This is a genomic window from Tenacibaculum soleae, from assembly GCF_030549005.1.
Taxonomy (GTDB): Bacteria; Bacteroidota; Bacteroidia; order Flavobacteriales; family Flavobacteriaceae; genus Polaribacter; species Polaribacter soleae.
Genome location: NZ_JAUOSW010000006.1, coordinates 130,945 through 146,545, shown reverse-complemented (window position 1 = coordinate 146,545; position 15,601 = coordinate 130,945). Strand labels below are relative to the sequence as shown.

Annotated in this window: 13 protein-coding genes; 3 read left to right on the top strand and 10 right to left on the bottom strand. The window is 28.6% G+C overall.

The window, feature by feature from the left end; translation table 11 throughout:
• Window positions 1-20: 20 nt before the first annotated feature.
• From Q4586_RS10470 to Q4586_RS10450, 5 genes are all read right to left on the bottom strand, one after another.
• Window positions 21-1,685: a hypothetical protein gene (locus tag Q4586_RS10470; protein ID WP_303528870.1), complete on the bottom strand. Its 1,665-nt coding sequence runs from the start codon at window positions 1,683-1,685 to the stop codon at window positions 21-23.
• 11 nt (window positions 1,686-1,696) lie between these two features.
• The gene (locus Q4586_RS10465; RefSeq protein WP_068704951.1) at window positions 1,697-2,863 is read right to left on the bottom strand and encodes a DUF4249 domain-containing protein; all 1,167 of its coding nucleotides are present in this window, start codon (window positions 2,861-2,863) and stop codon (window positions 1,697-1,699) included.
• 2 nt (window positions 2,864-2,865) lie between these two features.
• On the bottom strand, window positions 2,866-5,580 hold the full coding sequence (locus Q4586_RS10460; protein ID WP_303528868.1) for a TonB-dependent receptor: 2,715 nt from the start codon (window positions 5,578-5,580) through the stop codon (window positions 2,866-2,868).
• 15 nt (window positions 5,581-5,595) lie between these two features.
• Window positions 5,596-6,279 carry a hypothetical protein gene (locus Q4586_RS10455; protein WP_068704954.1) on the bottom strand — a complete coding sequence of 228 codons (684 nt, stop codon included), beginning with the start codon at window positions 6,277-6,279 and terminating at the stop codon, window positions 5,596-5,598.
• Window positions 6,280-6,499: 220 nt separating this feature from the next.
• Complete coding sequence (locus tag Q4586_RS10450; RefSeq protein ID WP_068704956.1) at window positions 6,500-7,963, bottom strand: aminoacyl-histidine dipeptidase; 1,464 nt, start codon at window positions 7,961-7,963, stop codon at window positions 6,500-6,502.
• A 154-nt stretch (window positions 7,964-8,117) separates the two neighbouring features.
• Here Q4586_RS10450 and recR point away from each other — a divergent pair, with 154 nt between their 5' ends.
• Complete coding sequence (gene recR, locus Q4586_RS10445; protein WP_068704958.1) at window positions 8,118-8,735, top strand: recombination mediator RecR; 618 nt, start codon at window positions 8,118-8,120, stop codon at window positions 8,733-8,735.
• A 65-nt stretch (window positions 8,736-8,800) separates the two neighbouring features.
• Here recR and Q4586_RS10440 read toward each other — a convergent pair whose 3' ends face one another.
• The 5 genes from Q4586_RS10440 to Q4586_RS10420 form a co-directional block, all read right to left on the bottom strand.
• On the bottom strand, window positions 8,801-9,196 hold the full coding sequence (locus Q4586_RS10440) for a lipocalin family protein (RefSeq protein WP_303528865.1): 396 nt from the start codon (window positions 9,194-9,196) through the stop codon (window positions 8,801-8,803).
• Between the two features lie 37 nt (window positions 9,197-9,233).
• The gene (locus Q4586_RS10435) at window positions 9,234-9,824 is read right to left on the bottom strand and encodes a CopD family protein (RefSeq protein WP_068704962.1); all 591 of its coding nucleotides are present in this window, start codon (window positions 9,822-9,824) and stop codon (window positions 9,234-9,236) included.
• Window positions 9,825-10,031: 207 nt separating this feature from the next.
• Window positions 10,032-11,051, bottom strand: a complete 1,020-nt coding sequence (gene hemH / locus Q4586_RS10430) for a ferrochelatase (protein WP_068704964.1) — start codon at window positions 11,049-11,051, stop codon at window positions 10,032-10,034.
• 70 nt (window positions 11,052-11,121) lie between these two features.
• Window positions 11,122-11,628: a TrmH family RNA methyltransferase gene (locus tag Q4586_RS10425; protein WP_068704966.1), complete on the bottom strand. Its 507-nt coding sequence runs from the start codon at window positions 11,626-11,628 to the stop codon at window positions 11,122-11,124.
• 6 nt (window positions 11,629-11,634) lie between these two features.
• Window positions 11,635-12,522: a helix-turn-helix transcriptional regulator gene (locus Q4586_RS10420; protein WP_303528861.1), complete on the bottom strand. Its 888-nt coding sequence runs from the start codon at window positions 12,520-12,522 to the stop codon at window positions 11,635-11,637.
• Window positions 12,523-12,731: 209 nt separating this feature from the next.
• Here Q4586_RS10420 and hemA point away from each other — a divergent pair, with 209 nt between their 5' ends.
• Both hemA and hemC read left to right on the top strand, forming a co-directional pair.
• Window positions 12,732-14,000 (top strand): glutamyl-tRNA reductase, encoded by a 1,269-nt coding sequence (hemA, locus tag Q4586_RS10415; protein WP_068705442.1) that lies wholly within the window; start codon window positions 12,732-12,734, stop codon window positions 13,998-14,000.
• Window positions 13,984-15,570, top strand: coding sequence for a hydroxymethylbilane synthase (gene hemC / locus Q4586_RS10410; RefSeq protein WP_068704970.1), 1,587 nt, complete (start codon window positions 13,984-13,986; stop codon window positions 15,568-15,570). The genes hemA and hemC overlap by 17 nt, the downstream gene beginning before the upstream one ends.
• Window positions 15,571-15,601: the final 31 nt, after the last annotated feature.

Here is a 15,601-nt window from a genome sequence, read left to right as displayed (position 1 = left end):
TTGTAAGTTGTGGTTTTTTATTAATGCACAAAAAAAGTTTTTCTTAATGATATGGGTTTTCCTTTTTGAGAAAAACCTTCAATTTCAATAACAAACTCTCCAGTAACATCTGAGGAGTAGAATACTACTTTATTAGATTTTAAAATAGGATTCCAGTATAGTTGAGTTCTAAAATCAGGTATTCTTTTATTGTTTGTTCTGTTATGCTGTTGAAAAAAATATTTTTTCTTATTTTGTACAGGTAAAATGTCAAACTCTTTTATGTTTTTTGATTGAGGTGTGTAATCTCCATTAAAAGTATCTATAGTTACAACACCTTGATATAATTGATTTCCATAAAAATAATCTTCAGTTATTACTGACACTGTTTTTATATTGTAGGTGTCGTATTCAATAAAGTAATTATGATTAGGTATAATATGATTATCTACTATTAATAATGATGATAAATAGTTTTTATTACTTAAATAATTTCGAGTTCTTACACGTATTTTATTGTCACTTGTAACCCATAAATCTTTTGTGATTTCAGTAAAAGTTTCTTTAACAGTTTTAAATCTTTTATAATCGTCTAAATTATAAACAGTTTTTAAGTTTTTGAAAAGTGAATCTTTTTTTTGAATTTTAATTATAGAGTCTCTTTTAACATTATAATATGCATTTTCTATCTGTGTAAATAAACTTCTTTGTTTAATTGTTTCAATAATATTGTTATCGAATTTAATTTTAGGAAAGTTCTTATATTTTTTTTCAATAAGATTGTTATTATTGATTTTTACAACATAATTATTGATGTTGTGATCTAGCATTTGTAATATAATTTTGGTAGAGTTTAAGTTTTTAATATTAAAATAAAATTCACCAAATTTATTTGTAATTGCAGTTTTAGTAACTTCATTACCGTTTTTTACAGATAAAGTTAGTTTAATATTTGATACCGAATTTAAAGAATCGAGAGTAAAAACTTTACCTTTTATCAAAGAACCTCTGAGTTCAGGTAAATAAAAGTATTTACTGTTTTTTTTGTTGTAAGATTTTTTTGGTAAAGAGGTTACGTTTTTTTTGAGAGGTAGACTATTAATTGTTTTTTTTCTCACAGAAACAGAAAAGTTATTGTAGTTGTTTTTAATTAAATTAGAAAAATCAAAAGTAATTTTTTCTCTTTTACCATAAGTGTTTGTTTTTTCTTTATTTAGAAGTGTAAGAGAATCTTTTTCTAGATTATTTATAGAAAGTGATTGTTTTGTTTTATTGATTTCGGTATTTTTAGAATAAGGGTTTACGATGTAAAGGTTATCTTCATAAAAATTTTGAGTGTTTTTCATCCAATTAGTGTATGAAATTAATTTATATGTTCCTGTTTCAATATCAGTATTTATAAAAACATCACCATAACCAACACCGTTTTTAATTGATGTTTTTTGTTTAAATACTGTTTTGTTATTAGAATCTATTAATTCTAAATAAGCAATTTTACTAAAAGTAGAAAAAGTTTTATCCTCTTGAGTTAAACAGTATATTTTGTAGTATAATTTTTCACCAGTAAGAAGAAAATTTGAATTTACATGTACAAATATATTTTCATTAATGAATTTATTTGTGGTTAAAGGCTTTTGCGGCTCTTGAGATTGAGCTGTTGTTGTTATAAAAGAAATAAGTATTGCAATTAAAATTGTTTTTTTCATTATGTCTCGAGTTAGTCTATCCAGAAAGATGGTTTGCTTGTTTCACCTAAGTAGGTGCAGTCACCACATGGTTTACTAATTAATTTATAAGGCGAACTTGGATTAGCTGTTATTCCTGAAAATAAGTAGTTATTACTGTCTATAGCTGATATTAGAGGGGAGCCAGAAAAAGGATCTATCTTTTCAGGGGTAATTATGTCACAATATTCTTCTCCTGGATAAATGTATTTTTCGTCAGTTAAATCTTCCCTGTTGATAAAAATTCTTTTTGAAGAAACAGCTGATACTTGAAATAACCCTATTGCTTTGTTATCAGGGTTTGTGTTAGAACTTATATTGTTAGGAATGGTACCAACTTGAATTTGAGAAAAAATTTCAGTAGGATTTGAAAATTTTTTTACTAGCTTATAGTAATTATAGCTTTTCTCATTTAAAACGTATTCTTTAATAAGTATACTATATCTTAAAGACCATGCTCTATCAAGTATTGACTTACTTTTAATAACATAATTTGTTAATTGAGGTGATTCAGCTATTATTATGTTTGTGGGCTGTTTGTTAACATAGCAGTATTTAGGATCTGGATTAGGGATTAAATCAAACTGAAAAGGAAAATCTCTTGAGACTACTATTGCTTTTTGAGGATTCCAAGAAAAAGGTGTAATTTTATAAGTCTCATGATATTCAAAGCGGTAATATTTATTAGTATCATTTGTGTAGGAGTTATTTATGCTTATTTTTACTTCTTTATCTTCTGTTTCATTTTGTGAAGTTTTTATTTCTATATTTTCTAAAGATACAGTTTCGGTTAGTTTTTCAGGGGTAGAACTATAATTTTCTCCGTTTTGAGTTTCTATCTTTAATGTATAACTTTTGTCAGGAATCGCATTAAATTGATTAATTGATTGGTATTCTCCATCATTTAATTCTTTAAATTGGTAGACGTTTTGAGAGTCATCAATTATTGAAATGCGAGCATTTTTTTCAGGACTTATACCTGTCGAATCTATTTTTGTTGTTCTTGACAGCTTTATGATTTGGTTTTTTAATTCATTAGTAATAATAGCATTAACAACTAACTTGCTCTCATGGGCAATATCTTTGATTTCAAAAGGCTCAACACAACTAGTAATCATCACTATTACTGTTATAAAGAACCATTTATTTTTATTTTTCATAGTTAAAATTTAAAGTTGTATGTTATTGTAGGTATTGGTGTTGAAAAAATAGAGCTTTTATATCCGTTAACTTTTCCATTTTTAGTTTCAAAATAAATTGAATAAGGATTGTTTCTCCCTAGAACATTATAAACTGATATGTTCCAAAAACTATGTCCAAGTTTTTTTATTTTATGGTTACCTTCTATGTTAAAACCAATATCTAGCCTGTAATAGTCTGGTATTCTAAATTGATTTCTATTACTATATGTTAATAGCTCAATGCCTTGATGTACATACTTTCCTGTTGGGTAGGTAATAGGTCTTCCTGTTTGATAGGTGAAATTACTAGAGAAACTATATCTTTCAGTAAGTTTGTAATTTAAAACAATATTAAAGTCATGAGGTTTGTCGTAGTTTGTAGGAAAAAACTTTCCTCCATTAACAGTCTCTTCTGAAAAATCACTTTTTAGTTGGATAAGGGATTTTGAATAACTATAACCTAGCCAGCCATTTAGTTTTCCTTTGTTTTTTTTAATTAAAAATTCGGCACCATAGGACTTTCCTGCTCCTTGTAAGACTTCTGTTTCTACTGTTTCATTTAATAAAAGATTTGCTCCTATTTTATAATCTAGTAGGTTCTTGTATTTTTTATAATATCCTTCAATACTAACCTCATAATTATTACCATTTATATTTTTAAAAATTCCAAATGTTGTTTGTATTCCTTCTTGCGGTTTAATATTTGTATCTGAAAGCCTCCAAGTATCCATAGGACTAGCCGAGGTGTTGTTATTTAGTCTATGTATGTATTGGAATGATTTGTTAAAACTAGCTTTTAAGGATAGATCATTGGTTAAAGAATATCTCCCTGATAATCTATAGCTTAATCCTTGATATTTTTTGAAAATTTCATTCTTGTTGTATTCTTTAATTTCAATTAAATTTGAAGGGTTTTTAGGAGTACTTTCTTTATAGATTCTTTGTTTTGAACTCCCCAATGCCAAGTATTGTGAAAAACGCAAACCTAAATTAATAGTAAGTTTTTTATTTAAAGTTATTTCATCTGATAAGAATAAACCATTTTCAATAGCTTTTTCGTTTGGTATACTAAGTGAGGTTATGGTGGATTTATTATTATTTGGAACTATAGTTCCTGGAGAAATATTATATAATTTAGTTTCCAAACCATAATCAAAGCTGTGCTTTTTTGAGTGTATGTATTTTAGTTTAAGTTTTAGTCCCGTTTCATTAATTCTATAATTAAGATCATAACCTTTTGTTGTTTCATCATTTTCGTAATTTATATCAAATGAATATGTACTGTTAGATAAAATTAAATTTCCTTTATTCTTGTCATTAAATAGATGGAACCAATTAAAGGAAATGCTAGAATTATTATACTTATTTATTGTGTCAGAAGATATTTGGTATTTATCTTTACTGTAATATCCTGTTAGTTTTATGTTATTATTGCTGTTGATTTTGTGTTTGTACTTGGCTATTAAATCAAAAAAAGAAACATTACTATTATTTAATTTATCATTGTCAACTGTGTTTAAAATCCAATCAGAATAAGTGCTTCTTGCACCAAGTATCAATCCAGATTTATTTTTAAATATAGGTAAATCAATATTAAGATTACCAGTAACAGGCCCTATAGATGCTTCTCCTTTAAATTTTTTTGTGTTAGGATCTTTTGTGGTGATATCAAAAACAGAAGATAACCTTCCTCCATATTCGGTAGGTGTATTTCCTTTGTATATTTTTAGGCTGTGGGTTGTAAATGGATTAATAGCAGAAAAGAGTCCCAGGAAATGGGTAGGGTTGTATATCGTAGCATTATCTAATAAAAATAAATTTTGATCAACCTTACCTCCTCTTACGTTTACACCTTCAGATCCTTCACCCGAAGATTTTATGCCGGGTAATGTTGCGGCTACTTTTAAAAGATCTCTTTCTCCTAAAACTAAAGGTATTTTTTTTATGTTTTGAGCTTTAATTTGAGTAATTCCAGAAATAGTTTGTTTTATGTTTTTATTTAAATTTCCATCGATAATAACTTCATCTAAGTGTTCGGAATTTTCGGAAATAGATAAATTTAAAACTCCATTGTTGTAAATTATTAAATCTTTAACAGTACTGTTAAACCCAATAATATGAGTTTCTATTTTGTTTTTTCCATAAGGTAACTTTAAACTATAAAAACCATTTATATCTGTTGTTGTATATAAGTTTTTAGATTTCTCTAAAATAGTAACATTATTTAGAGGGCTATCGTTTTTGTTGTTTTTAATAAAACCAGTTAACAAGTATTTTTTTTGTTTTAGATTACTTTCTTTCCCAATTTTTATGAGATTTTTATTATTATTTTTTAAGTTGACAAAAACAGGTGAGCGGTTTGTGTTTTTAGAAGTTTCGTAAACAGTTTTTTTAATTAAATTCCCATTAGTTAGTATTATTTTAGAACTGTCTAAAATAAAGTAGTTTATAGGGCTGTCTTTAAAAATAAAATTTAAGATTTCAGATATTTTTGAGTTAGTAAAAGAAGTATCTATTCTCTTCTTGTCAAACCATTCTTCTATGTAGTAAAAATGATAATCTGTTTTTGATTCTATTAGGTTTAAGCATTCTTTTTTATTCAGATTATTAAAGGTTATAGATATTTTTTCTGTGTTTTGTTGAGGTAAAACGGTTGCGAAATTGAAGAAAAGAATAATGAATAGAGTGTTTTTCATAGCGGTATTTATTCCTTATATTGATTTAGCTAAAAGTAAAGCCATAAGGTTTTTAATAAGTTTGTTTTTTTGTAAAAAATCATTCTTTTTGTAAAATGTTTTTATTTTTTTTCTATTTTCAGGAAATAACTTAATAAAATCCTTTTTAGATTTTATTAAATAGTATTTTTTTTTGTAATAAAGTATATCACCATCTTCTTCTTTTTCAAAAACATAATAAGTTTTATTCACTCCCATTTTTTCTATTTTCTTTTTTTTATGTTTTTTGTAAATAGAAAATAATTTATCAGTAAATATCTCTTCAAGAAAACCAAATTCATTAGTGTTTATGAAATTTTTGTTTTTAATGTAAAAATTAGATATAAATTCTTTTTCAAGAAGAATGGCTTTGTTTTCTTTATTACTATTGATATTTAGTATAATTAAATCATCAATTAAATCATATTTTATTTTAACCTTATAAAAAGTTTCGTTTTTGTAGGTTATATTACCGTCTGAAAAATAATTAGAAAGAAAGTAGTTGTGATTATTTTTCGAGTTTCTATGTTTTTCTTTATAGACTACCCCATATGTTAAATCTGTATTAGATATTCCAATTTTTTGATCAAATGAAGTGTAAAAAGAATTTATGTTTTGAGAATATATATTGGTGAATTTAATTACAAGGAAAATGAATACAGAAAGTATTTTATTTTTCATTTATAGCGAATTTTAATTAAAATTTTTGTTATAAACATAGTTAATTTTTTATTATAATTGTTTTTTTTAATACTTTTTTTTATTTTTTATTTTTTTTGCAGGTCTTTGATTCTTTTTTTTTAATAAGTATTTACTGTAGGTTTAAAGAATAATATTATTCTTGATTGAAAAAAAAACCACAACTTGTAAGTTGTGGTTTTAAATTTTTTTAAGCTAAATATTAGTTTTTAATAGGGATGTTTTTTAAAATCTCTAATAAAAATTTCCAGTATTTTTGAGTAGATGAAATTTGTGCGCGCTCATCAGGTGAGTGTGCTCCTTTAATATTAGGACCAAAAGAAACCATGTCCATATCAGGGTAATTTTGACCTAAAATTCCACATTCTAAACCAGCATGACAAGCTGCTACATTTGCTTTTTCGCCATGTAATTCTTCATATAACTTAGAAACAGTTTTTAAAATTTCAGAATTTACGTTTGGTAACCATCCAGGGTAAGAACCCGAAAATTCTACCTCAAAACCTGCTAATTCAAATACGGCACGTAATGAGTTTGCTAAATCCCATTTATTAGTTTCTGAAGATGAACGTGTTAAGCACCCTATTTTAATGGCACCGTCTTTTACAATAATACGAGCAATGTTGTTTGAGGTTTCTACCAAACCTTCAATATCAGGGCTCATTCTATAAACACCATTTAAAGCGCCGTAAATAGCTTTAATTAATCCTTCTTGAACACCTAAATCCATTACTTTTGCAGGAGCATCAATTGTTGTTAATTCAATTGATAAATTAGGTTCTAATGTTGAAAATTCAGCTTTAATACTGTTTATTAATTCTTGAATTTCAAACAAAAATGGTTCTTTTGAAGCGGTATCAATAACTACGTTAGCAAAACTTTCACGAGGAATCGCATTTCGTAAACTCCCTCCGTTTATTTCGGTAACGCGTAATCCGAAGTTTGTAAAGCCATCAAATAATAAACGGTTCATTATTTTGTTAGCATTACCTAAGCCTTTAATAATATCCATTCCAGAATGCCCACCGCTTAAACCTGTAACAGCAATTTGAAATGCAGTAATATTATCAGGAGTAGTTTCTTCTTTGTAAGTTCTTGTAGCAGTAACATCTACACCACCAGCACATCCCATACCAATTTCATCATCTTCTTCAGTGTCCAAATTTAATAAAATTTCACCTTTTAAAATGCCTCCTTCTAATCCCATGGCACCTGTCATACCAGTTTCTTCGTCAATAGTAAATAAAGCTTCAATAGCAGGGTGTGCAATATCGGTAGCTTCTAAAACAGCCATGATTGAGGCTACACCTAAACCATTATCTGCCCCTAAAGTGGTTCCGTCTGCTTTTACCCAGTCGCCATCAACAAACATTTTAATTCCTTCTTTATCAAAATCAAAAATAGTGTCGGAATTTTTTTGATGTACCATATCTAAATGGCTCTGCATTACAATGGTTTTACGATTTTCCATTCCGGCAGAAGCAGGTTTACATATAATAACGTTTCCAACTTTATCAACCATGGTTTCAAGATTGAGGTTTTTACCAAAATCCACCATAAACTGAATAACTCTTTCTTCTTTTTTTGATGGACGAGGCACTGCGTTTAAAAGTGCAAAATTCTTCCAAACAGCTTTAGGTTCTATGTTTTTAATGTCTGAATTCATTGTTAAATGTTTGTTTAAATTTTAAAGTACGAAGATACTTTTTTTAATTGCAGAACGATAGCTCAAAGAGTGATTAATTAACGAGTGTTTTTTATAAGCTAATTGATGCGTTGTGTATTGCTGTTTGCTAATTGAAAAATTGTAAATTCGCGTCATGGATTTTTCATCAAAAATATTAGAAAATGCGGTAAATGAAGTAAGCAGATTACCAGGGATTGGTAAGCGAACAGCACTTCGTTTGGTGTTACATTTATTAAAGCAGCCTAAAGAAAACACTACATTTTTAGCAAAAGCTTTAACAAGTTTACGGAACGATGTAAAATCGTGTGCAAAGTGTCATAATATTTCTGACACCGTTTTATGTGATATTTGTAATAACTCCAATAGAAATATAGAAATAGTTTGTGTGGTAGAGGATATTAGAGATGTGATGGCGATTGAAAATACGGCACAATTTAGAGGTGTGTATCATGTATTAGGAGGTAAGATATCGCCTATTGAAGGAATTGGGCCACAAAACTTACAAATAGATTCTTTAGTGAATAAAGTAAAAGAAGGTGAGGTAAAAGAGTTGATTTTTGCTTTAAGTTCTACAATGGAAGGGGATACAACCAATTTTTATATTTTTAAACAGATAGAAAAATATAATATTACAACATCAACTATTGCTCGAGGAATTTCAGTGGGGGATGAGTTGGAGTATGCGGATGAGGTTACTTTGGGTAGAAGTATTGTTAATAGGATTCCTTTTGAGCAGGCGATAAAAGGATAATTAAAAAAAAGCGAAGTTTTAAAACTTCGCTTTTTTTATTATGTTAATGAGAAAGGAGGTGATGTTTATTTTCTTTTGTAAGTAATTATTTCAACTGTTCCATCATCATCAGTTTCGTTAAAAGAAAAAGTGTTGTTGTTGTTTGTAAAAGTTACTTTATTAACACTCTCTTTTGTACTCCCATCTTGAGTTATACCGTAGTTTCCTCCACTTCTATTAATCCAAGTACCTTTGTTAGTGTTTTCTAGTTCGCATTTATCATCAATGAGTTCGTAGTGGTCGTTTATAAAATTTCCGTTTTCAAGAATAGTAAGTGTAGTTTTTTGTGAGCATTCATCAACTTCTGTTCCATCTACAGCAGAAAATGACCAAGTTCCGATAAAAGGATCTAAATTATCATCATTGCTAGAACAAGATGTTAAGGTTAAGATAGTAATAGATAAAATAAGTAATCTTTTCATGATTTATAATTAAAAAATTTAAGCGACTAAAGTATAATTAATTATCAAGTTTTTCATCCTCTTCAATCAAATCTTTTTCAAACTTATCCCAAGATTTTTTTGCTCTTACTTTTTTGTAAAAACGAATTCCTATCATTAGTAATATTCCAAAAAGAATAATACCAACAACACCCCAAATCCAATTAATAGCACTTTTTAAAACAACTAAAAATACTACGGCAAACAGAATTACAGTGGGTGCTTCGTTAAATATTCTCAGTTTTGTCGGCGAATAGTTGATTTTATCGTTTTGTAATTCTTTATATATTTTGTGGCAAAATCCGTGGTAAAAATATAAAGCTAAAACAAATGCTAGTTTTATATGCATCCAAGGCATTTCTAGATAAACAGGATTTTTATAAAGCATCCAAAAGGCAAAAAAACTTGCCAAAATTGCTGATGGCCATGTAATAATATACCACAAGCGTTTTGTCATTAATTTGTACTGGGTTTGTAAAATAGTTTTAGCGGGGTCGTCTTTTTTTTCAGCTTCTACATGGTAAATAAACAACCTACCGATATAAAATAAACCAGCAAACCAGGTGACTACAAAAATAATATGCAATGCTTTTACGTATAAAAAATCCATTTTTTTCTATTTAAAACTTATTTATTGTTAAAGTTTTGAGGAAAATCGAAGGTTTAATTAAATAAAGTTATCAATATAAATTTTTTCATTCCTCAAAAAAATACTCGAACTGACAATCGTTTTTTATTTAGAAAAATGCGCTAAATGATATTTGTATGTCACCTCGAGTGATTTCGATATTTCTCGAAATTGTATCGAGAAGTTATTCTAAAATTTATTGATCCATCCAGCTAAAACATCAACCCAATCGTCATTATCGTTTATGCATGGAACTGTATGAAATTCTTCTCCACCTGCTTCTAAAAACTCTTCTTTTCCTTCCATGGCAATTTCTTCTAGCGTTTCTAGGCAATCAGAAACAAAAGCCGGGGTAACAATGGCTAATTTTTTAACACCTTCTTTTTCGGCTTTATTTACAATTGTTCTGTCGGTATAAGGTTGTAACCAAGGATCAACGCCTAAGCGAGATTGAAAAGAGGTTGAAACGGTGTTTTCATCTAAGCCTAATTCAGCAATTACATTTTTTGTAGTTTGATAACATTGATGGCGATAACAATATTCATGCGCTTTTGAAGATGTGTTACAGCATGTTAAATTTCCTGCTTCAGGATTACAATGAGATTTAGTAATGTCAGATTTTCGGATATGACGTTCTGGAACACCGTGATAAGAAAATAAGATGTGATCGTAATCTTTATCAGCTAAATAACTTTTGATACTTTTTGCTAGTACTTTAATATATTCAGGCTTTTTGTAAAAAGCAGGAACATCAGTGATTTTTATATTCGGGAAAAACTCCTTTTGTAATTTATCAGCCAAAACTACAATTGTTTCAGTAGTTGCCATAGCAAACTGAGGGTATAGCGGAACTAACATTACTTCGGTAACACCTTTGTCGTGTAATTCTTGTAGTCCTTTTTTTATGGTCATACTACCATAGCGCATGGCTAAAGCAACAGGTAAATCGGTTTTTTGCTGAACTTTGTTTTGTAATCTTTCTGATAAAACGATTAACGGAGAGCCGTCTTTCCACCATATTTTTTTATAGGCAGCGGCAGATTTTTTAGGTCTTGTGTTTAATATGATTCCTTTAACTAAAAATGAACGAAACCAATAAGGAACATCAATTACGCGTTCATCCATTAAAAATTCACCTAAATATTTTTTAACATCTTTTGGATCTGTACTTTCAGGAGATCCTAAGTTTACTAATAAAGCTCCTTTCATTCTTTCTATTTATATATCTATTACGAGTAAAGTGATTTTATCTTAAAATTACTCTACAATGTTTATAGTATTATTTTTTATTTAATTGATTTGTTGTTTCATATAAAGCAATACTTAAACTATGTATTACATTCATTGATGAGTTACGGCCGTACATAGGTATAGCAACAGTAGCGTCTACTAGGTTTATGTTTTCAATACCATTTCTTTCACTACCCAAAAGTAAAACTATTTTTTCTTTTGAAGTAAAATCAAAATCTTGAATTCTTATACTTTCATCAGCAATTTCAATACCTATAATAGTATTCCCTTCTTCTTTTAATTTATTAATTAGTAAATTGAAATCAGTATATATTTCATGTTTAACTTGAGTATCTGTGTTTCGAGCGGTACGTTTTACATTTCTATTTTCAATAGATGGAGAACTTTCGTGTAAAAATATTTTATTTACACCAAAACTTTCTGAAATACGAAAACACATACCAATATTTTCAGGAGTACGAATAGCATCACAAACAATTGTTATAGGGAATTGTTGTTGCTTATTTTCTATATCGTAATGAGTAAGTTGCTTCATAGTTTTTTAGTTGGCTTGTAAAGATATTACGTATTGTTTTGGTGTGGTGCCAAATTTCTTTTTAAAGGCTGCAATAAAATGACTAGACGTGCTGTAGCCAACTTGTAAGCCAACTTCGTTTACGTTAAATTGATTACTTTCTAAAAGTTTACGAGCATGTTCCATTTTATAATCAAACAAAAAACTGTAAACAGTATCGCCATATATTTGTTTAAAACCTTCTTTTAATTTTTTTAAATTTAAGCCAACTTCATTTGCTAATTCTTGTAAGGTTGGAGGTTCACTCATTTTTGAAATAATAATATCCTTCGCTTGTCTTATTTTTAGCACTTCTCTATCATCTACTAAAAATGGGCAGTATTCACTGTCGGTATTTTCGCCAGTATCAAAATGTAAACTTAATAATTCGTACGTTTTTCCTTTTATGTACAAATCTCTCATCGAACTATGGTTTTTAGCAGTTAATATTTGTTGTAAAACCATTAATGAGTTTGAGTTGATGGGAGTATTGTCGTAATATTTTTTATTTTTATTATCATCACTTAAAAAAGGAATATAACTTGCTTCTTTTGAAAAAAGAGAATGAAATTTTTCGATAGAAATAATTATTGAAACCAATGATGTTTTAGGAAGTATTTCTAAGTTAATAGGAAGATTTTGCTGAGGGTTGTATAAAAATATTGAATGTTTATCTAGTACATTAAATGTGTATGCGTTATTGTTAAAATGAAATTTACAATTTCCTTTTACGCAATAATGTAGCTGAATATATGAGTTATCTATGTCTTTTTTAAAAAGCTCAGTTTTAGTAGTGTTGTTTTGAAATTTCAAAACAAAAAAACCTTTTTCTAATAGTATTTCTCTAAATGTACTTTCTGCGATGTTTTTTGACATATATCAAAATGTAATTAAAAATATTTTATTTAGAATAGTTCTAAATTGAAATATCTTTTGTAGTTGATTTTACTGCAAAAATACACTTTATCTGTGTTTTAGAGGTCTTTTTTTTATAAAAAACAGATAGCGACATTAAAAGTTCTTTAAGCGACATTTTTATTTATTTAATCTTTTTATTTTTGACCGACTTTATTGATGAAGACTTAATGGTAGCAGATAAACATAGTAAGAATTTATATAATATAGGGGTTAGCTATAAAAAAGCAGATGCAACTATAAGAGGAAAGTTTAGTATTTCTAAAGAAAACCAAGTAAAACTTTTAGAAGAAGCAAAAAAAAATGGAGCAGATGGTATTTTTGTGTTGTCTACTTGTAATAGAACTGAAATTACAGGTTTTGCTGAACATCCATTTCAATTAATTAGTTTGCTTTGTAAATATTCAAACGGAGCTGTTGAAGAATTTGCCGAAGTTTCAAATGTCTATAAAAATAAAGAAGCTATTAACCATTTGTTTAGAATGGGAACAGGTTTAGATAGTCAAATTTTAGGCGATTATGAAATTGTTGGTCAGTTACGCCAAGCATTTAAATTAGCAAAAGAGTTAGGTACCACCAATGCTTATTTTGAGCGTTTGTTAAACCATGTAATGCAGGCAAGCAAGCGTGTAAAAAACGAAACAAGGTTAAGCTCAGGAACCACTTCAGTTTCATATGCTGCAGTACAGTATATTATTAAAAACTTACCAGATTATAATTCTAAAAACATATTAGTTTTTGGTTTAGGTAAAATGGGAAAACATACCTGTAAAAATTTAGCAGAATATACACAAAACAAAACGGTAAGTTTAATTAATAGAACAGAAGAAAAAACCACCGTTTTTGTTAAAGAGCATCCTTCAATATCAAAAGCAAAATTTGAAAATTTAAATAAAGAAATTGCTAATGCCGATGTTTTAATTGTTTCAACAGGAGCATCAGAAGCAACAATTAAAAGAGAACATATTTTAACAAATAGAGAGCTTTTAATTTTAGATTTATCAATGCCGGCAAACGTTTCAAAAGAAGTAGCAGATTTAAAAAATGTTACTTTAGTAAATGTTGATGAGTTATCAAAAATTACTGATGAAACATTGGCTATTCGCCAACAAGAAATTCCAACAGCCGAAAGTATCATTGAAACACATAAAGAAGAGTTTAATGAGTGGTTAAATCATAGGAAATTTACCCCAGCTATTACAGCGTTAAAAGAATCGTTACAAACAATTCAACAACACGAAATAGCCTTTCATAAGAAAAAAATAAAAGATTTTGATGAATCTCAAGCAGAAGTAATCACATCAAGATTCATTCAAAAAATAACTACACAGTTTGTAAAACACTTAAAAGCCGAAGAAACATCAGTAAACAATAGTATTGAAGTAATGGCAAAAGTGTTTGGCGCAAATTTAGAAACTATCCATGCAGAAGACAATTAGAATAGGTACACGTGATAGCCAATTGGCTATGTGGCAAGCAAACAAAGTTCGTAAAGAATTAGAAGAGTTAGAGTATGAGTGCGAAATAGTTCCGATAAAATCTACAGGAGACCTTGTTTTAGACAAACCTTTGTATGAATTAGGAATAACAGGAATATTTACCAAAAATTTAGATATCGCCATGTTAAATGGAGATATTGATATCGCAGTACATTCTTTAAAAGATGTTCCTACAGTTTTACCAGAAGGAATTATACAAGCAGCCGTTTTAAAACGAGCAAATTACAACGATATTTTAGTGTTAAAAGATAACGAAGAATTTTTTGGGCAACCAAACGGAGTTATCGCTACCGGTAGTTTACGTAGACGTGCACAATGGTTAAATCGTTATCCAACACACAAAGTTGTTGATTTAAGAGGAAACGTAAATACACGTTTGCAAAAGTTAGAAGATAACGAATGGAACGGTGCTGTTTTTGCAGCCGCAGGATTAGAACGAATAGGTAAACGACCAGCAGGAGCAATTAACTTACCATGGATGATTCCGGCACCAGCACAAGGAGCAATTATGATTACAGCTTTGGCTGATGATAACTTTTCTAAAGATGCTTGTGAGCAATTAAATCACTACGAAACACAAGTTTGTGTAGGTATTGAGCGTGAATTTTTAAACCTTTTAGAAGGAGGGTGTACTGCGCCAATAGGAGCTTTAGCTTACGTTGACCCTAAAACCGAAGAGATAAACTTTAAAGGTTTATTGTTAAGTAAAGACGGTAAAAAGAAAATATCAGTTACTAAAAATGCTAAAATGGGGCGCCACCGTTATTTAGCAAAAGATTGTGCTGATTATGTAATTAATAGAGGCGGAAAAGAATTAATGGCAGAAGATGAAGTAATTGAAAAAGATTTTTCTATTTACTCAACTAAAAAACTATCAGAAATTCAAAAGAAACTATTACCAAGCTCAATAGGAGTTGAAGATAGTGATTTTATTAAAGTACGTTTTAATAGAATTGCACCTAAGGTAATAAAAAAAGAAATTGAAAATGTTATTATTACCAGTAAAAATGGAGTAGAAGCAATAGCAAATTCTTTTACAGCGGATGAATTAAAATTCAAAAATATATATTGTGTTGGTCGTAGAACTAAAAAGTTAATCGAACAAAAAATAGGAAGCGTTGTTAAGTCTGAAAGAAATGCAGAAAAGTTGGCTGCATATCTATCAAAAGAAATTAAAGGAAAAGAAGTAACTTATTTTTGTAGCGACTTACGATTAGATACTTTACCAAATGTTTTAAAAGTCAACGGTATTAAAGTTAACGAAGTTGAAGCCTACAAAACAATGTATAGTCCATCTAAAGTAGCTGATACAGTAAATGGAGTCTTGTTTTACAGTCCATCTACAGTTGAAAGTTATTTAGAAAAAAATACTACAGATAAAGTAGCTTTTTGTATTGGTGAAAGTACCGCTAAAGAAGCACGTAAACACTTTAAAAATGTAAAAGTGGCTAATTTACCAACGGTAGAAAGCGTTATAGAATTAGTAAACTTACATTTTGTAAAAGAATAATGTAACGCTGAATTTAATTTAGTATCACAAG